This is a genomic window from Streptomyces sp. NRRL S-337, from assembly GCF_000720175.1.
GTDB classification, from domain to species: Bacteria; Actinomycetota; Actinomycetes; order Streptomycetales; family Streptomycetaceae; genus Streptomyces; species Streptomyces siderophoricus.
This window is the reverse complement of record NZ_JOIX01000003.1, coordinates 1-20,895: the sequence shown is the minus strand read 5'-3', so window position 1 is coordinate 20,895 and position 20,895 is coordinate 1. Positions and strand designations below refer to the sequence as shown.

Sequence of the window (20,895 nt, the reverse complement as noted above, 5' to 3'; positions counted from 1 at the left end):
CGACGCGGTGAGCACCGCACGGCTGACGGCGCTGGGCGCCGGCCCCGGCTGGCACTGCCTCGACGTAGGCGCCGGGACCGGCACCGTCGCCCGGTGGCTGCTGGAGTCGGCGGATGTCACGTCCGTCCTGGCCGTCGACCGTGACACCCGCTTCCTCACCGCCGATGCCCCGCCGGGGCTCGTGGCCCAGACCGCCGACGTGACCGCACCCGACTTCGACCCCGGCCGCTTCCACCTGGTCCACGCCCGCTTCGTACTGATGCACCTACGCCCGTGGCGACGCATGATCAACCAGCTGAGCTCCTTGCTCGCCCCGGGCGGCGTTCTCGTGCTCAGCGACGCCGTCGACCTGACGACCTCCTCCGCCCCGGCCACCCCGTACACCCGGGTCATGCGCGCGATGTGGCAGGCCCTGCGTACGACCATCGGGACGGACATCTCCTGGGTGCCCGATTACCCCGCCTTCCTGCTGGAGGAGGGCCTGCACTCCGTGGCCGCCGAAATCCACGTCCCCCCACTACTGCCCGGCAGCCCCATCAGCCGCTTCTGGGAGGACACTTGGCAACGCACCCGCGACGCCATCCTCGCCACCGGCCAGGTGGACGAGCCCCTACTCGAACAGGCCCGCCAGGCCCTGTCCTCCCCGCACTCCGCCGCCCTCTCCCCCGGAATGCTCACCGCCTGGGGCTGGAAACCCCGGCACACCGCTTCCCCAACCCCCTCACCACCCCCATGAGCCGGTGGCGGTGGTCCCTGGTCCCCTGCCGTTCCAGCCCCCTCCCCCCCCGCATTCCAGCGCCTGGCACTCCGAGTGGCCCGAGTGTCCGAGTGGCCCGAGTGATCCGACTGTCCCAAGTGGTCCGAGTGAAAGGTGACCGATGTACGCGATACCCCTGGGTGGTGACGCTGCCAACGGTGACAACCGCGCCGAGTTGCGTCCGCTGGAGCCGTGGCAGGCCGAGGAATTCCTCGCCCACATCGACCGGGGACGGGAGTTCATCGGGCAGTACATCGGGCTGGCCGACCTGATCGTGGACCTGGACGCGAGCCGCTCGTACCTCCACTCGTACGCGAAGAAGGCCGCCGCCGACACCGGCCGCATCTGCGGCATCTGGCTGGACGGCCGACTGGTCGGCGGGGTCCTCTTCCGCACCATGGACGTCAAGCAGGGCACTGCCGAGGCGGGCTGCTGGCTGGAGCCGTCGGCGGTGGGCAAGGGGCTGGTGACCCGTGCCGTACGCGTGCTCATCGACTGGGCCGTCGAGGAGCGGGGCATCCACCGTGTGGAGTGGCTGGTCTCGGCGGCCAACGAACCCAGTATCGCGGTGGCCAGGCGGCTGGGGATGACCAAGGAGGGCGTGCTGCGCGAGGGCTATCTCTACCGGGGCGAGCGGCAGGACATCGAAGTCTGGGCGGTACTGGCCCCTGAGTGGCGCGCGGCGAAGTAGGGAGATGAGAAGTAGGGAGATCAACGGGCCGGGAGCCCTGGCGATCCACTCACGCGCCACCCCTTCGGAAGGAGGCCCCCAGGATGTACGTACTGGTGGCCAGCATCCAGAGGGGAAAGACCAGTTCGGTCCAGGGGACGGTACCGACGACGAACAGCAGCACAAGCGCGGCCGCACAGCCGAGCCAGGCGAGCCAGCGCGGGAAGACGCGCAAGGCGAGTCCGATGGTCGTGGTGGACAGCGTGAACACCGCGGCCATCCGCATGGCGTAGCTCGCAAGCAAGGTGAGCGTCGTCCGCCCGTAGGTCCACAGGTCCTGCGCGCCGGCGGGGATGTTGCCGGTGATGGCGAGCAGGCCGCCGGCGGCGGCCCCCGCCGCGAGCACCAAGGCGGTGAACATCAGCCCGCTGCACAGGAAGAGCGTCGCGAAGAACCTGTTCTCCGCCCGCTCTTCCGCATTTCCCGAGACGGCGTTCGCCGGAGGGCCGGTGCCCCGCTCCGTGCGCCCGATGTGGTCTCGTACGGCGCCCATGAACCACAGGAAGAAGATGCCGGCGAACGGCAGCAGGCCCAGGGCGATTTCCAGGACCTGCCGGTGGGACGAACGCGACGGCCACGCCCCCGCGTGGGCAGGGATCGCGGAGGGCAAGCTGATCCGGACGATCATGAGTACGGCGGCCAGCAGCAGCGCCGCCAGCACTCCCGCTGCACCAGCCGCCCGCGGCGTACGCAGCACCCTGCCCGACGTGGCCTCAAGAGAGCGTCTCTCCTCCATCACCCCATCGTGGCGGCACCTCGTCCCCGCCCCGTTGCACAGCCACCGGCTTCCCTTCACGGCCACTGAGATGGCTTACAGCCCCGGAAACGCCTGAAGCCTCTGAAGTCCCTGAGCATCGAGACAGGGGAACCCAGCACCCCCACCACCCCCACCAGCCTCACCAGCCTCACCACCCCCAACGACTCCCCAACACTCCGCTACATTCCTCAAACTTCCTCATTGTGCCTACCAGTAGGGGAAGTTAAGGTACTTTCATGCCTGATCGTTTCTACTCCGTGGAACAAGTGGCGGAGCATCTGGGCCTGCATGTCCGCACCATCCGGAACTACGTGCGGGACGGACGTCTCCACGCGGTCCGCATCGGCAAGCAGTACCGCATCGCCCACGAGGACCTGGAGGCCTTCACCGGCCGCCCGGCACCCGCGCCCCCGGGCGACGCGGACGGACGGCGACCGCAAGAACAGCGACAGCACACCGAGGTCTCAAGCATCGTCGAGATCGACGCGATCACCCCCGACACGGCCGACCGCTTGACCGCCCTCCTGATGAGCCTGGCCACCCACCGCGGCCCGGGCCATGCGCCCCTGCGCATCGAGACGGCCTACGACAAGGGACGGGCCCGGATGAAGGTCATCGTCCTGGGCGGCCTCGCCGACACGGCCCGGATCTTCGACTACATGGAGGGAGTGCTCGCGACATGAGTACGAGCACCAGCACAACCACGATCTATAAGACCGAAGCCGGTGGCAGGGAGCTCCAGCAGCGTTACCGCGAGATGCTCCAAGCCTGGCCGGTCCCCGCCGAGGAGGTACGGATACCGACCCGGGAAGGCGAAACCTTCGTCCTCGTCTCCGGCCCGAAGGACGCTCCGCCCGTACTGCTGCTCCACGGATCGGGAGCGAACGCGACGATGTGGCAGGACGACATCGCCTCCTGGTCCCGGCACTTCCGGACGTACGCCCTCGACCTCATAGGCGAACCGGGCCTGAGTGCCGCCTCCCGCCCGCCCTTGTCCTCCGACGCTCATGCACTGTGGTTGGACGAGGTGTTGGAACATCTGGGCCTGACCCGCACCGCGATCGTCGGCACTTCCCTGGGCGGATGGGTGGCACTGGACTACGCCACCCGCCGGCCGGAGCGAGTGACCCGCCTGGCCCTGCTCTGCCCCGGCGGTCTGGGCAGGCAGAAGATGGCGTGGCTGTTCAAGGCCCTGCTCCTGCGCCCGTTGGGACGCCGGGGAGTACGCCGGTCAGTAGCGACCGGCACGGGCCTGGAAGCACCCGAGGTCCAGCACCTCCTCGACCACGTCATGCTGACCTTCACTCACTTCAAGCCCCGTACCGAGCGGCTCCCCCTCTTCCCCGACAGTGCGCTGCGCCGCCTGACCATGCCCACCCTGGTGACGGTCGGCAGCCGCGACACCCTCTTCGACTCCGAGGACACCGCCCGGCGCGTACGCCAGTGCCTCCCCCACGCGACCGTGAACGTCCTGCCCGAGGCCGGCCACGCCCTCCTCAACCAGACCGACTCCGTCCTCACTTTCCTCCGCGCCGACTGACCCCCTTCGCGCAGACGCCAGGTGGGACGCGAAGTGGGACGCCAGGTAGGCAACACCGGCCCCGACTTCCACCGCGACGGCACCGCTCCAGGTGACGCAATCGCCGAACGGAACCAACGCGACACCCAACTCACCCGCCCCGCCCGCGCCGCCCGGCGCCGTAACGACTCAGCGCTCTCTCCGGCCAACCACCCGCACCCTGCCCACCGGACTTTCCAACGGGGGCTGTCCCGTCCGGTGGCAACTGGACGCCGGATTCCCAGTCGGCTCCGCTCCGCATTCCTGTGGCCGTTCCAATGACAGCACTACCGGGGCCGACTGGGACCTCACCCAACGCACCCACCGCGGGGAACCGGCCCCGGGCTTCGACGGCCCGACGCAGGCACGCACCCCGCACTGCACCGCTCTCCTCACGAATTGCCAACTCTCTTCTTGAGACCGGCGCGTTCCGGCGTACGGGTGGCACCGATGGAGGCCAGAGCTACGGCCAGGACGCCGGCCCATTGGAGGACGGCCAGGTGCTGGTCGAGAACGATGAGGCCGATGAGGGCACCGACGGCGGGTTCGAGGCTCGTGAGGATGCCGAACGTGCGGGGTGGCAGCCGGCGGAGGGCCTCAAGATGGAAGGTGTACGGCAGAACGCTGGAGAGGAGGGCGACGACGACGGCCAGGGCGAGGGTAGTGGGGCCGAGAAGTCTGCTGCCTGCCTGGGCGATGCCGTACGGGAGGCTGAGGAGGGCGCCCCAGGTGACGGCGAGGGCCAGACCACGGCCATCAGGAACCCGCTCCGCGAGCCGCTTGCCGACCAGAATGTAGCCGCCCCAGCAGCATCCGGCGAGAAGGGCGCAGGCCAGTCCCGCTGCGTCGAGCGGAATGCCGGAGTGGCTGAGCAGCACGACACCCGCCGCAGCCAGGCAGGCCCACAGCAGGTCGGCGACCCGGCGTGAGCCGAACAGCGCGATGGCGAACGGACCGAGGAACTCCATCGTGGTGGCGGCACCCAAAGGGAGACGGCCGACCGCTTCGTAGTAGCTGAGGTGGTGGACGGCGAGCAGGGTGCCGGCGGCCGCCGCGACGCCGAGGGTGGTCCGACCCCAGCGCAGCCCAGGGCGCCACAGGGCCGTCAGGACCACGGCGGCCAGACACAGGCGCAGGCTCACCACCCCCGCCGGGCCCACGACGGGGTAGAGCCGAGTGGTCAGCGCGGCCCCGCACTGCAGACCGAGCACACCACCCATGACCAGACCGGGGGCCGACACTCCGCCCAACCCCCGGCTGATCACGGCGACAGCATGCCCACGGCGGCTGGCGAGCTGGCTGATGGTGCCCTCCTCCAGATGCGGAACGAGCGAAGACAAGGCAGTCGGCATGCGGGCAGCACCCTGCCTTCCGGCTCATGCCCCTTGAGGCTCATGCCCCTTTCGATTCGATACGTTCGTGCGGCCCGGTGGCAGTCCACCAGGCGGGCGTTGACCACCCATCGCGAGCGGGTGCGTCCGGTCGGGCGAAGAACCTTGGCGTCGCGACGACGTGAAATGTGGCACGTCGACAACATGGCCACAACCCCTCGACGCTCAACGAAATCCGCATCCTCCCGGGCCCGTTGACCTGGCTTTTTATGCAGCCGCGCCGCACATTGCAGCGGCGTCCACCGGTCAGGTTTCCGTGGGAGGAGAAGACAGCCGAATCAGCTTTTTGCGGGGACTTTGCAGGCCCCCAGGAGTCCGCCACGTCCCACCTCGTCCGTCGCCTCCCTCGCCTCCCTCGCCTCCCTCGCGTCTGTCGCGTTCGTCAGGCAGCTCAACCGGAACGCCCAAGACAGTCATCGAGTGTCGCCAGATCCACTCCCGCGTCACAGAGCACCCCGGCAGCCACTCCACGACCGATCTGGGCAAGCCCCAGAAGCAACTGGTCACAATCGATACGCGCCGAACCCGCCGCCTCGGCCCGCTCTTCCGCGATCGCCATGGCCTTACGGGAGTAGGGCGTCCAGGCAATCCGCTCGGCCGCTTGCGACGCCCCCATACTCAGCCGCGCCCCAACGGCCCGGTGCAGGTCCTCGGGCGATACGCCGGCGGCCCGCAACAGACGCGTAGCAGTGTTGTCCTCCGCGGTGAGGCCCCAGAGCAGGTGCTCCGTCCCGATGTAGTTGTTGCGGTGATGCACCGCGGCCTGCTTCACCTGCACCATGGCCTGGCGTAGGTCGTCAGTCATGGTCAGGCGTACTTGCATCCCTGCCCACCCCTCGTCGCATACGCTCCCCCAATGCCCAGCACTCACCCACTCGCCCACCTCCCCGCCCCCGTTCCGAACGGTGCAACGCGGTGACCACAGACGGAACCTCATACCTCCCGGCGCCCGACGTCCTCTGGTCCCACGCCGCCACCCTCGCTTCCTGGAGTGCCGAGCAACAGCTCCCCGTGCACAACTACCGTCATGACGAGGCCGAACTGCGTTCCGAGGACGTGGGGAACGGTTGGTGGGCCCTGTCCTGGGTCGAGGACGGACGGGCCGTCCTCTACGGCGTCGACCACGACTACAGCGAGACCGTCAGCCTGTCCCCGCCCCTCGACCTGCTGGCCGACGGGCCCTCCTGGCTTCCATGGCAGCGGCTTGACGAGGTCATCGCCGGCGGCGAAGAGATCGGCTTTGTGTACTGGTGGGACGGCCGGGCGTGGGGGCGGACGCCATACCCCGCCGAGGTGCACGACGACGGCGTGCGCAGCATGGTCCCGGCGGACGACAGCGAGGTGCGGCAGGTCTGCGCCGACCTGGTGGCCGACGGTGCGGACCCGGCCGCCGTACGCGAGCGCGAGGCGGCGCACCGACGGACGGCCGCGCTCCCGAACGAGTCCGCAGCATTGCCGGCCGGTCATGGCGAGCCCGCCGGCCGGAGGGTCCCGTGCTGGCTGCCCGAGCAGCACGCCGCGGTACTCGCCGTGGAGATGAAGGCGGCCACCGAACTCAACCGCCCGGAACCGCCGGCCACATCGGAACAGGAACGGCTGATCGCCTGGCTGCGCACCAATGGGACCCGGACGGGCGGGAGTTCGGTGCTCTCGGCGGCGTTCGTGGACGCCGGGGACACCGATTACGGTCGCGGTGCGGACGGATTCCTGGACGAGCTGGGCCGACGTATCTTCGGCGAGGCAGCCACCCTGTTGACCGCCCCACGAGACGCGGAAGCCGACCCCGAACGGGGCCGCTGGCTGTACATCCGCATCACTGTTCCCGACACCAACTTCAACTCCAACTCCAACACTGACGCTGATGCTGACGCCAACAGCACCATCGAGCGCGGCTACGACTGCCTCCCGGACTGGTGGCCGGACAGACGCGGAGTCGTCGCCGCCCTGCCCCACACCGTCCGCCTCGAAATGGCACGCCGAGCGGCCCACTGGCGCCCGAACTGGACCGAACTCCTCGAGGAAGACGTCCGCCTCGACGGCGCACCGGCCCGGCTTTGCCGGGTGGAACTGGGACTCCCCCACATCTCCCCCCTCTCGACTCCGCATGCGGATGCGGATGCGAGTGCGGGCGCAGATACGACTGCGGGCGCGGGCGCGGATGCGAGAGCGGGTGCCGATACGGATGCGGGCGCAGGTACGGAGTCAGCCTCGTAGGGCCCGTCCTGCCCGTGGAGCACGGCGGAGCCCTTTCGTGTTTCACGGTCTGACCTCCTCAGGCTCGGGTTCCGGTCCGAGCTCCCAGGTCTGCTGCTTGAGCGCCATTCGTGCGGCCGGTGCTCGGCCGGGGATGCTCGCCCAGTACGGGTGCGTGGCGATCCGCACGGACAGCTGCTGCAGTCTGCGCCGCAGCACCGTGGTCTGGGACGGGTTTTCCTCATGCGAAAGCTCTCGGTACGCGGTGTACCAGGCGCGCTGAGCCTGCACGAGATCTTCAGGGAAGGCGTAGGGAGGAGTCACACGAAGATTGCATCACATGTTCGAATTGAGGTGCAGCACACGTAAGGGTGAATCCCGATGCCGGCCTCGAAGACTCGTAGGCCGCCCGACGCCTACGTGGCAGCCGTCCGCCGAGCTCGCGCCCGGGCTTGATCCGGGTACCACCTCGTGAAGCGGACCGCGCCCACGAACAACGCGATAGGAATGATCCAGTTCAACCAGTCCACCCCTGACGTGACGTGCAGGGCGAGGACGCCGAGCAGGGCCGTCAGCAGGAACACCGCGCCCCACACCGTCGTCAGCACCCGGTTGACGTGCCGGAAGAGCGGGCTCCCCCAGTACGCACGGGGCACGGACTCCCGCGCGTACTGCTCGGTGAACGGCATGAAGGCGAGGGACGTGAAGGCCACGGCGGCCAGGACCGCGCCGGACAGGGTCTGGGCGTACGTCTCCAGCCAGATCAGGTCGTGACGGTCAAGGACCAGCGACAGGACGCAGATGACGGCGAAGAAGAGCAGTCCGGCGATGTCCAGGATCTTCAAGCTGCGACGCCTGATGTCCGGGATGCTTGCCCCGATCGCCGTGATGAGCGCGGCCAGCGCGGCAAACCCCCACGAGCTGGGGCTCGCCACCACGGCGAAAATGATCCAGGGGGCGAAGCCGAGGAAGAGGTTGACACCGCGTGTGCCGTCGGGACGTTGCGGGTCGCTCGGCGACGACGCATCGTCGGGCTTGGGCGTCGTGTCAGGGTGAGTCATACGAAACCTCCGGTCGGCTCCGTCCGGTCCGGCGTCCCTGCTGCCATGCTGTGCTCCCCGGACGGGAGTCGCATCCGGTACGGCCCCTGCCTCGCCGACCCGCCACTACGGAAATGTCGCCGTACTACGGAAAGTGGCCGGCCGTTACTACCGCAAGTGGCCGTGGGCCGACGCTACTGATTTCAGCTCTCTGTCAGTCATTCGCCGTGACATCGTCGACGTTTTAAGATCACGGACGATCGCCGTTCACAGCGCCTTCGTAGCGCCTTCGTAGCGCCATTCACATGGCCGTTCAGACCGCCGTTCAGGGGGCGGAATCGGAGGGGGACCGATGGCATTCGAGATAGACCTGCCGCTGGACGAAGAACGCAAAGACGAAGAATGTGCACAGGCCGCAGCAGACGATGAAAGAGACACAGCCGACGGCAAGGCCGCCCGGCTCACCTCAGAACTCACCGACCTCGGCAACGAAGGCTTCCTACGGGCGGTGCTCCGCGATCAGCCGCCGGCATGCTTCCACCACCGCAGCACCGACCGCCTCCTAGGCTGGTCCACTGACGTCCCAGACATCGCCGAACCCACCACCAGCCTCCTGCTCCGCGCCCTCCACACCTGCTTCACCGCTCACCTCCCCCTGAGCCTCTCGCCCGACCTCCTCTGGTACGCAGTCGTGCACGAGGTGGCCGTGCACGTCCGGCTGAACTCCAAGACGTACGAGGGAATCTTCACGGAGACGCCGGGGCACCGGCAGACCATCGCCGTACGCGACGATCTGGCCCCGCTGGACTGGGAGCGCTCGATCAATCTGGTCCAACAGCCCCTGCGCGCCAGGATCGGTGACGAGGTCGCCGACCTCTTCCAGCCCACCTTCTCCACCACCACGGACACGGACGCCACGGCCATACTGGTGGCGCTGATGGACGTGGTCAGCCCGTACTACCGCTTTCGGTGGCAAACCCTCTGCGGCATTCCGCGGATCCGACTGGAGGGCACGGACCGGGACTGGCGTCTGCTGGCGGCCCGGGTGCGGGAACTGGCGGAGTGGTTCGAAGGGCTGCGGCCATGGTTCACGGCACTGCAACCGGTGCTGGACGCGATCTGGGCGACGGCCTCGGGGTGGGGGATCGACCAGAAATTCTGGCGTTCCCTCTACAAGTGGGAGTCGGCATCGGGTGGCGACCGGGTCACCGGGTGGATCACCGCGTTCTTCGCCCACCGGTACACCGACGACGGGCCGCGCCCGAAGCAGTCGTTCGGGCCCGGCACGACCGCCGAGGACGAATTCCCCTCACACGTCTCCCGGGTCCCGTTCCGCTGGGAGACCCCCACGGGAACCTTGGACATGGCGTTCCTCGGAGGCGTCCTCGGCATTGAGCGCGACGAAGAGTGGATCAGAGACCGCAACTCGGCCACGTCGTCGCCGAGTTGACTCCCACATCCAAGCGCCCCAAGCCCAACGACGAACCGGACGGCCGCCCGAACGGCGAACCGCAGGACAGGCCGTATGGCGTGCGCCTGCCCGAGCCCTGGACGTTGGCGGACGTCCAGGGCCTCACCGGTTGCCCACAAGCCCATCTGCTCACCACCGTCGGCATCGTTACTCACAACGGCAACCGCCTCCATGCCGACTGCGTGGTCAACCTCGACGGCATCTGCGCGGTCCGGGCCAGCGACGGCAATGACGACAATGGCGGCCACTGGTATCTGGGCGATCTGGTCTCCGACGCCGGTGACATCCAGTGTTGGGCCTCCTACGGCCCGGACCTTGGCGACGCACTGCGCGCTCTCTGACAGCCGGCCAGCCGGCTCCGAGGGCGTTGCCTCTCGACGGTCAGGGGACAAGTCCGCGGGCGGGGTGGCGTGGGACGGAATGGGGCGGGGTGGGGTGAGGTCGGCTAACGGAAGTCGGCGGCGTGCTCAACCGCCCACTGGTGCAAGGTGTGTGCCGGCCTCCCCACCACGTCCTCGACCGTCGTGGTCGTGACCGGACGCGGGGCGTCAAGCATCTCGGCGTACCCATCCAGCAGGGTGTCCACGAAGAAGTCGGGAAAGGTGTCGTCGGCGAGCAGCTGCTGCCGGGCAGCCTCCCGCGTCAGTTCCTCCCACCGGAGGGGCCGTCCGATGGCCTCACCGAGGATGCGCACCTGGTCGACCTGGGTCAGGACCTCGGGCCCGGTCAGCGCGTAGGCCGCCTTGTCGTGGCCGTCCTCGGTCAAGGCGCGTACGGCGACGGCGGCGATGTCGGCCTCGTGCAGCAGGGCCATGGGAACCGCTCCGAAAGCGCCGCGCACCACGTCACCGGCGCGGATCTGGTCGGCCCACCAGAGGGTGTTGCTGGCGAAGGTGCTGGGGCGTAGGTGCGTCCAGCCGAGTCCCGACCGTTCGATGAGGCGCTCCACCGCGGCGTGGGAGCGGCCTACCGGGTGCCGCTGTTGCTCGGGGGTGAGCCCGTCCTGGACGGCCCCCGAGGAGAGGAAGACGACGCGGTCCACGTGATGCCGTAGCGCCTCGACGACACCGGGCGCGGCGTCAGCCGTATGGAAGGGCCACATGAGGAAAGCTCGATCGACGCCCTTCAGGGCCTCTTCCAGGCCGCGTGGGTCAGCCAGGTCGCCGGCCCGTACGTCGACGCCGCCGTGCGGCAGGCCGGCCGAGTCCGGGTGCCGGGTCAGGGCCCGTACCTCGACACCGGTTGCCAACAACTGGGCGACGACCTGCCGGCCCACGTTCCCCGTCGCACCGGTGACCAGCACGGTGGGCTCCGGCTCCGCCATGCCCTCCGCCGTCCGGTTCATCGCCGTCTCCGTGTCCATCGCACTACTCCTCTTCAGTCGATGTCTGTCCCACTTGGCGCCGTCCACAGTGCGCAACGGAGCTCCGGGGCCAGCCACCACCGCGGAGAGATTGGCGGATACCGGCATGTTGAGTGTCATGACGACGGATACCGTCACCGGCTGCCGTCATTCTTCTGAGCCGCGAGCCGGAGGTGAGGCAGGGCTCAGGGCGGTCAGGGCGCCGGGCTTGGGGCCGTACGGAGGCGGACCGTACGGAGGCGGACCGGGGCCGTACGGAGGCGGACCCTACGGAGGCGGACCGGGGCCGGACAGCACCCGAGCCGGGCCGCGCGAAGCTGGACAGACGCCAACCTCGAAGCGCCGATCACCGTACCGGCGCACCACCCGACCCCCGCCTCACTCCGCCCCGCCCCGCCTCCCTCCCCTCCCCTCACCTCACCTCACCTCACCTCACCTCACCGACACCCCTACAGCACCGGGTCGGACGTGCCCCGTTGCTGCGGTATCCCCACGTCTTCGGGGTGCTGCTGCAGTGCCACCGTCCGTGTCGGCGCGGGAATCCTGATGCCCTCGGCCTGGTACCGCTGGTGGAGCCGCTTGATGAATTCATGCTTGATCCGGTACTGGTCGCTGAATTCGCCCACGCCCAGAATCACCGTGAGGCCGATCCGAGAGTCTCCGAAGGTGTGGAAACGAACGGCCGGTTCATGTTCCGGGACGGCGCCGCTGACATCGGTCATGACGCCCTTGACGACCTCCATGGTGACCCGCTCGACGTGTTCGAGATCACTGTCGTAGCCGACGCCAACCTGGACGAGGATCGACAACTGCTGTTCCGGTCGGGTGAAGTTGGTCATGTTGGTGCCGGCCAGCTGTGCATTCGGGATGATCACGAGATTGTTGGAGAGCTGGCGCACCACGGTGTTACGCCAGTTGATGTCGACGACGTATCCCTCCTCCCCGCTGCTCAGCCGAATGTAGTCACCGGGCTGTACGGTCTTCGAAGCCAATACGTGTACGCCGGCGAAGAGATTGGCGAGGGTGTCTTGCAGTGCCAGGGCGACCGCCAGGCCGCCCACACCGAGCGCGGTGAGCAGAGGGGCTATGGAAATGCCCAGGGTCTGCAGGATGACGAGAACGCCCATTGCCAGCACCACGATGCGGGTGATGTTGGCGAAAATGGTGGCCGAACCGGCCACGCCGGAACGCGACTGCGCCAGGGACCTCACGAGTCGAGTGATCATCCGGGCCGCGGTCAGCGTGACGACCAGGATGAGCAGCACGGTCAGCGTCCGGTTGACGTTCCGTCCGACCGTAGGCGTCAGCGGCAGCGCGGCGGCCGCGGCCGCCAGGCCGCCGGATATCGCCGCCCAGGGCACCACGGATCGCAGTGAATCGACAATGACATCGTCGCCGCTCCATCGCGTTCTGCTCGCGTGCTTTCCCAGCCACCGCAATACCGCTTTGCACAACAGGCCGGCGACGATACCGGCAATCAGCGCGGCACCGGCAAGGATCAGGTCATGCAGCGTGACAGCACGGTTCACCGGTCGACCCCCACTCCCGGGAACTGCGGCCCTGCCACTGCCACGCATCGCATGTGATGCTCCATCATTCGGTTTTTACCTGCTTGTCTCTAGGACTTCGAACGCGCCGGGGCCCCGCCCGTAGACGTCGACGGGACATGGACGGGACGTGGACGAATACGACGACGAAGACGCAACGTAAACGCAGACGTCCCGCAGACGAAGTCGTCCTGACGCGATCAGCCATCCTGCCGCACGCGACATGGCACACGGCGGGCACCCTAGGAGAAACCAACCGCCCCTGTCCGCCGCCTCCGTCACGCCTGCACTCGCTACGAACCCCACCCACCCCACGCGCCGAACCCCGATCTGGCCCATTTTGCCGTCACCCACACGTGCGGTCCTGTGCATGGACGGTTCCGCGAGGGGGAGTCATGCGGAGCCGCACACGTCGACCGACACGGCGGCGGACCAACTGGTGTTTTGAGAAGGGCCGACTTGGGTCGGGTGAAAGGCCAGAAAGGGCCAAGGCCCAAGTGGAGCCTTGAGGAAGGGTGTTCCATGCGCCGCTTTGCCGCTCTCATGCTCGGTGCCGCCGCATTCTGCGGAACGGTCGCCGCCGCACCCGGTCAGGCCATCGCCCTGGCCAAAGAACCGTGTGGCTTCTACGAGACGGGCAGTGATGCGTACTACCGCCACTGCACCAGCGACGGTTCGAACGTCGTGATCAAGGTGGAGGTCGCCTGGGCCCCCGACTACGAACGCTGCGTGGGCCCCGGCCGTACGTGGCTGGGCTCCGCCTCCAGGATCCAGGGCGCGCACTACGTGGGGCGCACCTGCTGACCAGCGGCGAGCCGCGCGCCGGCAGCGCGGCGTCCCACTACCTCTACGCTTGTACGCACTCTGCGGGACGAGGCCGTGGACTCCGTAGCCTCTGTGGCCCCCACAGACGCCACTCCACTTGGGGATTCCGCTACTCCCGTAGATGCCGTAGATGCCGCACACAGCGCGCGCTTGAGAACGGACGAAACTTCGTGGTGCTGGTCCGCGAGTTCGCGTACCCAACGGGTGATGTGCCGGGTCGCGGGACATCGTCTGGCGCACCAATGAGGTACCTCGGTCGCCGACTCAGAAGGGGACGGCGACCCCAGCCTCTCGCAGTCGGCTCAGGGCCCGGCTCATGCACTCGGCAGCCGAGGCGCCGTCAGCTCTCATCGGTGGCAACGGGCCACCGCTGGCAGCAAAGGTCCATGCCGGCCGGCCCTCGTGCAGGCGCTCCGCATCGACGCGGATCATGGCTCCGATTCCCTGCTCACCGAGCCACTCCAGGATGAGCAGCGTCGCGTCCTCGACACCGCTGTCCAGATCCACCTTGGGCCACCGCCCCATTCCCTTGCCCACGGCGGCAACCCTACGGGAGCCGATCGAACCACGAGTGGGTGCCCTCGGCGGGGCGACAGCCCAGCAGGCCCTCGGCCGATGCCTGACGCTCCCACGCCACCTGGGGTACGGCGCGGGCTCGCGTCACACAGAGGGTGCCCTCGGCCGATGCGCAGGCCCCGGACCCGGCGATGCCGGCGGCCCCGACGTAGGGGGAGGACTGCACGAGCACGGGCAGACCGTCAGGTGACGTTGCCTCCCGCGGGCGGCCCTTGCTCCCCCGCCGCCGCCCCTTCCCCCTCTCCCTGCCCTTCCCCCTCGTCCTCCATCTGGACCCTTGACAGGACGAGCACTCCCCAAGTGACCAGCACCGCCCCGATCGCCTCCGGAATCAGCCACCACCCGGTGCGTACGCGGTCCCCGTACACCACGATGCCCAGAGCCAGGCTGACAAGGGCCTCTCCGAGGGTGAGGACGGGCTGGGAGACCACCAGCGGGCCGGATTCGAGGGCGTTGGCCAGCAGAAACAGCGCGCATGCGCCGGCCGCCACGAAGCCGTAGGTCTGCCAGGAGGCGAAGAAGGCGCCCGGACCGTGCCGGTCGAAGGTGTCGGTCGCGGACTTCATCAATGTCGCCGTCAGGGCGTAACCGATCGCTGAGGCGGCGCTGAAGAGGGCCGCGCGGGCCTTTCCACGCGGGCGGGGTGCCGCGGCCGACGCACACAGCGTGATGGCGCCGCCGGTGGCCAGCAGCGTCACCACCCACGTTGCCGACGAGACCTCGGTGCCCGCACCGGACGGTGCGGCAGCGGCCAGCGCCAGACCGAGGCCGGCGGCGACACTCAGGGAACCGGCCCAGCCCGCCGCCGGAAGCCTTCGGCGGGCCAGCGCGCACGCGATCACCAGTGCCAGTGGCAGTTCGGTCACCAGGATCGGCTGGACCAGGACGAGCGAACCCAGCCACAGGGCCAGCGCCTGACACGCCGCAGCGCCGACCACCACGGCGATCCCGCCAAGCCATGCCGGATTCCGCACCAGGTGCCGGACCAGCCTGGGACTGAACGCATCACCCGCCGGAACGGTCCGTGCGGCCAGGCGCTGGAGCACGGTACCCGTGGCATTGCCCACGGCCGCCAGCAGCGCGAACAGCGCAGACAACACAGCCGCCACCGTGCGATCCCCTCGGGTCGTTGGGCCATCGGTCCCTCGCAGCAACCGTGGCAGAGCAATCCGCAACGCGCGGAGCACGGCACGCCACCAGATGACAACGGCGGCCACACCACGTCCGGAAACGCCCCTCTGTCAGCGACCTAGCCCTCCCGGCCCCTCCCTCGTATCCCTCCTCCTAGCCCGTCCCTGCCTCGCCAGTCCCCGCCTCGTCCTGGGCCGTCCGGGCGTGAGTCGACCTGGCGTGAGGCATGAACGGCGGCTGCGGTCCCCGGCTGGTGCCCAGGGCCTGTCCGGCGGATCATGTGACCTCCTCATGGTTGTGGCGTTAGGCACCTGCGTAGCGGCCGGAGGAGATGACCGCCGGCCGTTCAGCCATGAGCAGCGGAGGACATGCATCGTGTTGACTGGTGACACCTTCAGCAGCAGTACTTTCGCCATCGAGCTTGGCAAGTTCCAGGTGGAGACCGTCCAGGCCGTCTCGGGACTCACTCTGGAGCAGGACGTAGTGGAGACCCGGCAGGTCTCGGCGACCGGTGAGCTGATTGTTCGCAAGCAGCCGGGGGCCCGCAACACCGGCGAGATCACCATCACCCGCGGTAGGGACAAGAGCGCCGCCTTCACCGACTGGATCAAGGCCAACCTGGTCAACTCCGACCTCGACTCTGCCCGTCAGAACATCACGATCGCGTTGAAGGACGCTCAGAAGCAGACCGTCCGCCGAATTCATCTCAGCAACGCCTGGGCGTCCCGCTGGGAGGGGCCGCAACTGGAGGCCTCCGACTCCGGGCCTGCGACGGAGCAGGTGACGATCACCTACGAAGACATCACCATCGAGTAGCGATTGTTTTCTGTCCGGCGGATCACGTCCGAAGCCAAAGGCGGATCGCGGCGACGGTGTCGGTGCCGTGGAAGACGTAAGCCCGCTTCTCATAGCGGTTGCCACGGCTCGGAAACTCTTGATCCGATTGATAGCCCGTTCGATTTCGTTGCGGCGCTTGTACTGCTCTTTGTAGAAGCCGGCGGGGCGGCGCCCTTAAGGCAAGCAGGCAGGTCAAGGCAGACAGGCAGGCACGCGGACGGTTCGTAGGCGCGTGGGGTAGCACGGCGGCCGTTACGTCGGGGGCGTGGTGAGCGCTGATCAGGGGCCGAAGAGGGGTATGCCGCGGCGTCGGTGGAAGGCGCGGCTGTGGCGCACGGTGAGTGTCACCATGGCGGCCAGGATGCCGAGGGACTGGAAGCGGCCGACGATCGGCACCAGGTCGACGGGCAGCGTCAATGCCTCGACGGTGCTCAATGCGGCGTCGACCAGCTGCGCGCTGCCCCACAGCACCGTGAGGCTGCGGAGCGCGGCGCGGAAGTCCGGCTGCTCGCGCCAGGTGCGTTCCGCTGCTTTCTCCGCGCCCGGACCGCGTAGTCGGCGTCCGAACTGGTACGCCAGCGGCCGGGCCGCGAACAGCGAGCTCAGGATCCACACCCCTAGGACTGCGGGGATGGCGGCGTCCTTCAGCAGCAGGACCCGTGGACTGCCGCTGATCAGTGAGGTGACGGCCGATACCACCAGCAGGGCTACCACCAGCAGGTCGAAGAATTCGACGCGTCGGCGTACCACGGCGGTGCCGACTGCGTGCGCCGCCGGGATGGCGCCGCTCAGCAGCAGCGCCTGCCACTGGGCGATGTCCTGAGCGCGCAGCACGTAATACGCGACGAAAGGCAGGAGGAGGTTGACGATCAGCGGGATGAGGAAGGCGGGCCGTCGGCGTGTGCCGTCCGGATACGAGGCATCCGCGCCTCCCGTGGCTCCCGTGGCTCCCGTGGCTTCCGTGCCCGCAACGGTCTCCATGGCATTCGCCTCCTCGATGGCTTTCTTGTCCTCCACGGTGTTCATGAGGCCCCCCAGCGGTTCGAACGAAGCAAAGATGACGAGGTGTATGGCTGTGTGGCTGTACGGCTGTCCGGCCGTGCAGCACCGTCGCCAATGACCACGTGCATCGACGTTAGGGGGCGGGAGGGTGGAGAGGCGTCGGCCCGAGGGTTGGTCCGGCGGTCCTGGCTCTCCACCCGTGCTCCTCAACCGGTGGGTGGAGCTCGACCTGCTGGCCCCACGACGCTCCCCTGCGTGCTGCGGGATGCCGGGCCCCTCAGGCGTCGCGGTGCTTCATCGCGGTGTAGGCGTTGTCGAGGAGACGGCTTTCAGAGCATGACGGAGAGCAGCAGCGGCACGACCGAGGCAGAGGTTGCGGTACCGATCCAAGCGACCGAAATCCGTGCCTTGCGCCAGCGTACGGTCCAGGGGAAGGCGAAGGAGAGCAGGGCGAGGCATGCGCCGGTCAGGTAGAGGAAGGGTGCGCTGCTCAGGGGGATGGTCACGCTGGCCGCACATTGGTCCGGGCCGCAGGAATCCGTGGCCATGGTTGCGAAGCCGTAGAGGGCGAAGGCCGGCATGAAGAGACCGCCGATCACCCCGACTGCCACCAGCGGGGGGCACCACCACAACGGATCTCGGAGCCGCCGTGCCGAGGCGGGGGCGACAGGGGGCAGGGGCACGGCAGGGTGGGGCGGGGGCACCATGGCAGGTGCGGCGTGGGGATGGGCAACGGGCTCTGGCGCGTATGCGGTGGGGCCAGGTTGAGGCGGCAGAGCAGTTGCGTTGTCGGTCATGGGATGAGTCAACGTGGCTGGGGAGCCCGGTTGCCAGGGGGCGGCTACTCAGATGGGGTGATGTGCGGTGGGGACTCGTACTTAGTCGTCGAGCGGCCGCTGGCCCGCATATCGCCCGTCAGCCCGACAGCCCGACCACCGAGCACTGGGCACTGGGCACTGAGCACCGGTACCGAGCAGCGAGGAGCGAGCAGCGGCGTGAGCGTGAACCGGGACCGGGAACGGAGTGCAAGGCTCGTGTCCACCGTGCCCCGGAGGACAATGGAGCCATGACGCCGTCCTTTCCCGCCCGGCTGGTGGTGCTGCGCCATGCCAAGTCCGCCTGGCCGCCGGACGTGCCCGATCACGAGCGCCCACTGGCCAAGCGCGGCCGCAGGGATGCACCGGCGGCCGGGCGCCAACTGCTCGCGTACGGGTGCCTACCCGACCTCGTGCTGTGCTCCACGGCCCGCCGCACCCGCGAGACCTGGGACCTGGTCGTACCGGAGCTCGGCGGCCGACCGGAGGTGGTCTTCGAGCCGCGGGTGTACGGAGCGAGCGCTGCTGAGCTGCTCGATGTGTTGCGTGAGGTTCCGGAGCAGCGGCGGACGGTGCTGCTGATCGGTCATCAGCCGGGCGTTCAGGACGTGGTGCTGTCGCTGGCGGAAGAGGCAGAGGGAGTGGCGGAGAGAGAGGGAGACGAGGACGGGAGCGAGGAAGCGTGGGCGCGGGTGCGTGCGAAGTTCCCGACGTCGGGGGTTGCGGTGCTGGCCCTGTCGGGCGCCTGGGCGGACCTCGCGCCGGGGACCGCCACCCTTACGCACTTCGCCGTCCCGCGCGGCGAAGCCCCCGGGAAGTGACCCGGAACGCTCAGCTCACACTTCCACTTCCGCTTCTCCCTTCCTCACCCACCTATCATCGGCGACCAGGCCCCCCGGGCAGCCACCCGCCCACGGCCCGCAGCCGCCGACCGAACGCCCCCCTACTACCGGCCCCTACCGGCCTCGACCACCGGCCACCGACCAGCGCGGCCAATGGTCACCCGCAATTAGCCTCTAGCCACTCGCCAGCAATCACCGGCCCCCGCCCCCGAACATGGCCGCCCCTTCCACGCCCGTCGCCTGGTTTTGTGCCACGTACGGCCGCAGCTCCGCCTCGTAGGCGGCGAAGGCGGCCGTGTGGTCGCCGTTCGCTGCGGCCAGGTGTCGGGCCAGTGTCCGTGCGCCGATCAAGGCCTGGGAGGTGCCCATACCGCTGGTGGGGGCCGCGCAGTAGCCCGCGTCGCCGAGCAGGGCGACCCGGCCGTGCGACCAGCGGTCCAGGTGGACCTGGCAGGCCGAGGAGAAGTAGAAGTCGTCGGCCTCGGTCATGGCGTCCAGCAGTCGCGGAGCTTCCCAGCCGCGTCCCGCGAACGCGGTGCGCAGCGCCCGCTCCTGTTCTTCCCGGCCGCACCGGTCCAGCGCGGGCGTCGGGGTGGCGAACGAGAGGCTGACCGTCAGCCGGTCCGCGTCGCCCGCGCTGAACGCGTAGATCGCCGTGTCCGGTGCATGCTGCAGCACACCGCTGTGGTCGAGGCCGAGGTAGTTCGTGGTGCTGAAGCCGGCGCCGGAGAGGCCGAGGTGACGCACCGCGTCGCCGTGCGGGCCGAACGCGAGCCGCCGGACCTTCGAGTAGACCCCGTCCGCCCCTATGACGAGGTCGAAGGTACGGGGCGCGCCGCGCTCGAACTCGACGGCGACGCCGGAGTCGTGCTGGGTCAGCGCGCTGATCGAGTCGTTGAAGACGTACTCCACGTCGTGCGTGGTGATCCGGTGCAGGGTCCGGGTCAACTCCCGCTTCGGCACCTCCAGTTCGCCCGCGAAGGCTTCGGCCGGCAGCATCCCGGTCTCGGTGCCGGTCTCGTCCACCAGGGCTGTGCCGCGCATCTTGGTCTCGTGGCCGCGCACCTCGGCGAGAACGCCCAGGTCGTCGAGCACGTCGAACGCGGCGCCGCGGAAGTCGACCGCGTATCCGCTGTCCCGGAGGTCCGGGGCGCGTTCCACCACGGTGACGTCGCACCCGTCGCGATGCAGGAAGTAGGCGAGGGCGGGCCCGCCCACGCTGGCACCCGAGATCAGAACCGTTGCGTGAGTCATGGGACTGACCTTAGCCAGATTTGACCATATGGGCAAACCAAATGGATTAACCAAATGGACAAATGCCGAGCGGTCAGCAGGTCGTGCCATCGCGCGCCTGGATCAAATGGCTGAACCGGACGGATGAACCAAGCGGACAACCCCCGGATACGCTGCGGACATGGGAAATCGAGAGGACCTCCTCGCCGGCGCCAAGCAGTGCCTGATCGAACGCGGCTGGGCACGGACCACGGTCCGGGACATCGCCGCGGCGGCCGGGGTCAGCCATGCCGCCATCGGCTACCACTTCGGCTCCCGGGACGCACTGCTCACCCAGGCGCTCGTGAAGGCCGTGGACGAGCTCGGTGACGAGCTCGCGAGTCGCGCGCCCGAAGGGACGCCGGAACAGCGCTGGCAAGCACTGATCGACAGCTTCACCACACACCGGGCCCTGTGGGTGGCCCAGTTGGAGGCCGCGGTGCAGGCCGAGCGGTCACCGGAGGTACGGGCGCACCTCGCCGAGGGGCAGCGTATGGCGCGGGAGGGGCTGGGCGGTTCGGTACCGCTCGCCCTGCTGAGCGGTCTGATGCTGCAGTGGCTGGTGGACCCGGAGAACGCACCGTCGGGCGCGGAAGTCATCGCGGAACTGCGCTCGACGTCCCTGGATTGACGCCAACGCCATGGGGGCCGACCCGACCCCTGGGCGGGCACTCACGGACCGGCCCCCATGGATTGACACCCCTCGATAGCCCAGCCCCCTTCGCCCCCGTCGCTTCACCCCCATCCCTTCACCCCGCCCCCCACGCCCACCGCCACCACCCCCACCC

Annotated in this window: 24 protein-coding genes and 2 pseudogenes; 12 read left to right on the top strand and 14 right to left on the bottom strand. The window is 68.8% G+C overall.

The window, feature by feature from the left end:
* Window positions 1–7: 7 nt before the first annotated feature.
* Both IG62_RS0104230 and IG62_RS0104225 read left to right on the top strand, forming a co-directional pair.
* Complete coding sequence (locus IG62_RS0104230) at window positions 8–736, top strand: class I SAM-dependent methyltransferase (RefSeq protein ID WP_420711043.1); 729 nt, start codon at window positions 8–10, stop codon at window positions 734–736.
* A gap of 142 nt (window positions 737–878) precedes the next feature.
* The gene (locus tag IG62_RS0104225; RefSeq protein ID WP_030797723.1) at window positions 879–1,448 is read left to right on the top strand and encodes a GNAT family N-acetyltransferase; all 570 of its coding nucleotides are present in this window, start codon (window positions 879–881) and stop codon (window positions 1,446–1,448) included.
* A 49-nt stretch (window positions 1,449–1,497) separates the two neighbouring features.
* On the opposite strand, the gene IG62_RS0104220 is transcribed toward IG62_RS0104225, so the two are convergent.
* Window positions 1,498–2,223 (bottom strand): hypothetical protein, encoded by a 726-nt coding sequence (locus IG62_RS0104220; RefSeq protein ID WP_030797721.1) that lies wholly within the window; start codon window positions 2,221–2,223, stop codon window positions 1,498–1,500.
* A 257-nt stretch (window positions 2,224–2,480) separates the two neighbouring features.
* Between IG62_RS0104220 and IG62_RS0104215 the strand changes: the two genes are divergently transcribed.
* From IG62_RS0104215 to IG62_RS50025, 3 genes and pseudogenes are all read left to right on the top strand, one after another.
* Window positions 2,481–2,927 (top strand): helix-turn-helix domain-containing protein, encoded by a 447-nt coding sequence (locus tag IG62_RS0104215; RefSeq protein WP_030797718.1) that lies wholly within the window; start codon window positions 2,481–2,483, stop codon window positions 2,925–2,927.
* Window positions 2,924–3,784 carry an alpha/beta fold hydrolase gene (locus IG62_RS0104210; RefSeq protein ID WP_030797716.1) on the top strand — a complete coding sequence of 287 codons (861 nt, stop codon included), beginning with the start codon at window positions 2,924–2,926 and terminating at the stop codon, window positions 3,782–3,784. The genes IG62_RS0104215 and IG62_RS0104210 overlap by 4 nt, the downstream gene beginning before the upstream one ends.
* A gap of 48 nt (window positions 3,785–3,832) precedes the next feature.
* Window positions 3,833–4,028, top strand: a pseudogene (locus IG62_RS50025) (tannase/feruloyl esterase family alpha/beta hydrolase); the annotation flags it as partial.
* A 166-nt stretch (window positions 4,029–4,194) separates the two neighbouring features.
* Here the strand turns inward: IG62_RS50025 and IG62_RS0104205 are convergent.
* Window positions 4,195–5,154 (bottom strand): EamA family transporter, encoded by a 960-nt coding sequence (locus IG62_RS0104205; RefSeq protein WP_051797568.1) that lies wholly within the window; start codon window positions 5,152–5,154, stop codon window positions 4,195–4,197.
* Window positions 5,155–5,584: 430 nt separating this feature from the next.
* Window positions 5,585–6,016 (bottom strand): Clp protease N-terminal domain-containing protein, encoded by a 432-nt coding sequence (locus IG62_RS0104200; RefSeq protein ID WP_234326266.1) that lies wholly within the window; start codon window positions 6,014–6,016, stop codon window positions 5,585–5,587.
* A 92-nt stretch (window positions 6,017–6,108) separates the two neighbouring features.
* Here IG62_RS0104200 and IG62_RS47020 point away from each other — a divergent pair, with 92 nt between their 5' ends.
* A complete protein-coding gene (locus tag IG62_RS47020) occupies window positions 6,109–7,407 on the top strand; it encodes a hypothetical protein (RefSeq protein ID WP_051797566.1) in 1,299 nt (432 codons plus the stop codon).
* A 42-nt stretch (window positions 7,408–7,449) separates the two neighbouring features.
* Here IG62_RS47020 and IG62_RS0104190 read toward each other — a convergent pair whose 3' ends face one another.
* On the bottom strand, window positions 7,450–7,710 hold the full coding sequence (locus IG62_RS0104190) for a hypothetical protein (protein WP_030797709.1): 261 nt from the start codon (window positions 7,708–7,710) through the stop codon (window positions 7,450–7,452).
* Window positions 7,711–7,802: 92 nt separating this feature from the next.
* Complete coding sequence (locus tag IG62_RS0104185) at window positions 7,803–8,447, bottom strand: hypothetical protein (protein WP_051797564.1); 645 nt, start codon at window positions 8,445–8,447, stop codon at window positions 7,803–7,805.
* A 331-nt stretch (window positions 8,448–8,778) separates the two neighbouring features.
* Here IG62_RS0104185 and IG62_RS41375 point away from each other — a divergent pair, with 331 nt between their 5' ends.
* Together IG62_RS41375 and IG62_RS48305 are read left to right on the top strand one after the other, a co-directional pair.
* Window positions 8,779–9,876, top strand: a complete 1,098-nt coding sequence (locus tag IG62_RS41375) for a DUF4419 domain-containing protein (RefSeq protein ID WP_234326265.1) — start codon at window positions 8,779–8,781, stop codon at window positions 9,874–9,876.
* Window positions 9,873–10,238, top strand: coding sequence for a hypothetical protein (locus tag IG62_RS48305; RefSeq protein ID WP_234326263.1), 366 nt, complete (start codon window positions 9,873–9,875; stop codon window positions 10,236–10,238). Before IG62_RS41375 ends, IG62_RS48305 begins: the two co-directional genes overlap by 4 nt.
* A 104-nt stretch (window positions 10,239–10,342) precedes the next feature.
* Here IG62_RS48305 and IG62_RS0104175 read toward each other — a convergent pair whose 3' ends face one another.
* On the bottom strand, window positions 10,343–11,260 hold the full coding sequence (locus IG62_RS0104175) for an SDR family oxidoreductase (protein ID WP_324604608.1): 918 nt from the start codon (window positions 11,258–11,260) through the stop codon (window positions 10,343–10,345).
* Between the two features lie 449 nt (window positions 11,261–11,709).
* Entirely contained in the window at window positions 11,710–12,789 is a 1,080-nt protein-coding gene (locus IG62_RS0104170) for a mechanosensitive ion channel family protein (RefSeq protein WP_030797702.1), read from the bottom strand.
* A 540-nt stretch (window positions 12,790–13,329) separates the two neighbouring features.
* Between IG62_RS0104170 and IG62_RS0104165 the strand changes: the two genes are divergently transcribed.
* Window positions 13,330–13,611 (top strand): DUF6355 family natural product biosynthesis protein, encoded by a 282-nt coding sequence (locus IG62_RS0104165; RefSeq protein WP_030797699.1) that lies wholly within the window; start codon window positions 13,330–13,332, stop codon window positions 13,609–13,611.
* Between the two features lie 285 nt (window positions 13,612–13,896).
* Here IG62_RS0104165 and IG62_RS0104160 read toward each other — a convergent pair whose 3' ends face one another.
* The 3 genes from IG62_RS0104160 to IG62_RS0104150 are packed head-to-tail and all read right to left on the bottom strand — an operon-like array spanning window position 13,897 to window position 15,317.
* Window positions 13,897–14,169: a hypothetical protein gene (locus tag IG62_RS0104160; protein ID WP_234326262.1), complete on the bottom strand. Its 273-nt coding sequence runs from the start codon at window positions 14,167–14,169 to the stop codon at window positions 13,897–13,899.
* 10 nt (window positions 14,170–14,179) lie between these two features.
* Window positions 14,180–14,380, bottom strand: a complete 201-nt coding sequence (locus tag IG62_RS0104155) for a hypothetical protein (RefSeq protein ID WP_030797694.1) — start codon at window positions 14,378–14,380, stop codon at window positions 14,180–14,182.
* A 10-nt stretch (window positions 14,381–14,390) separates the two neighbouring features.
* Window positions 14,391–15,317, bottom strand: a complete 927-nt coding sequence (locus tag IG62_RS0104150; protein WP_051797562.1) for a DMT family transporter — start codon at window positions 15,315–15,317, stop codon at window positions 14,391–14,393.
* A gap of 397 nt (window positions 15,318–15,714) precedes the next feature.
* On the opposite strand from IG62_RS0104150, the gene IG62_RS0104145 reads away from it, so the two are divergent.
* Window positions 15,715–16,155, top strand: a complete 441-nt coding sequence (locus IG62_RS0104145; RefSeq protein ID WP_030797689.1) for a phage tail protein — start codon at window positions 15,715–15,717, stop codon at window positions 16,153–16,155.
* A 22-nt stretch (window positions 16,156–16,177) separates the two neighbouring features.
* On the opposite strand, the pseudogene IG62_RS46065 reads toward IG62_RS0104145, so the two are convergent.
* The 3 genes and pseudogenes from IG62_RS46065 to IG62_RS0104135 all read right to left on the bottom strand — a co-directional run.
* A pseudogene (locus tag IG62_RS46065) lies at window positions 16,178–16,350 on the bottom strand (IS5/IS1182 family transposase); the annotation flags it as partial.
* Window positions 16,351–16,455: 105 nt separating this feature from the next.
* Window positions 16,456–17,202 carry a VC0807 family protein gene (locus tag IG62_RS41370; RefSeq protein WP_051797560.1) on the bottom strand — a complete coding sequence of 249 codons (747 nt, stop codon included), beginning with the start codon at window positions 17,200–17,202 and terminating at the stop codon, window positions 16,456–16,458.
* Window positions 17,203–17,507: 305 nt separating this feature from the next.
* Window positions 17,508–17,789: a hypothetical protein gene (locus tag IG62_RS0104135; RefSeq protein ID WP_158794976.1), complete on the bottom strand. Its 282-nt coding sequence runs from the start codon at window positions 17,787–17,789 to the stop codon at window positions 17,508–17,510.
* Between the two features lie 455 nt (window positions 17,790–18,244).
* Here IG62_RS0104135 and IG62_RS0104130 point away from each other — a divergent pair, with 455 nt between their 5' ends.
* Entirely contained in the window at window positions 18,245–18,814 is a 570-nt protein-coding gene (locus tag IG62_RS0104130; RefSeq protein ID WP_030797682.1) for a SixA phosphatase family protein, read from the top strand.
* A gap of 213 nt (window positions 18,815–19,027) precedes the next feature.
* Here the strand turns inward: IG62_RS0104130 and IG62_RS0104125 are convergent, their stop codons facing one another.
* Window positions 19,028–20,089: an FAD-dependent monooxygenase gene (locus IG62_RS0104125; RefSeq protein WP_037837752.1), complete on the bottom strand. Its 1,062-nt coding sequence runs from the start codon at window positions 20,087–20,089 to the stop codon at window positions 19,028–19,030.
* Between the two features lie 160 nt (window positions 20,090–20,249).
* On the opposite strand from IG62_RS0104125, the gene IG62_RS0104120 reads away from it, so the two are divergent.
* Entirely contained in the window at window positions 20,250–20,738 is a 489-nt protein-coding gene (locus tag IG62_RS0104120; protein WP_030417210.1) for a TetR/AcrR family transcriptional regulator, read from the top strand.
* Window positions 20,739–20,895 lie beyond the last annotated feature (157 nt).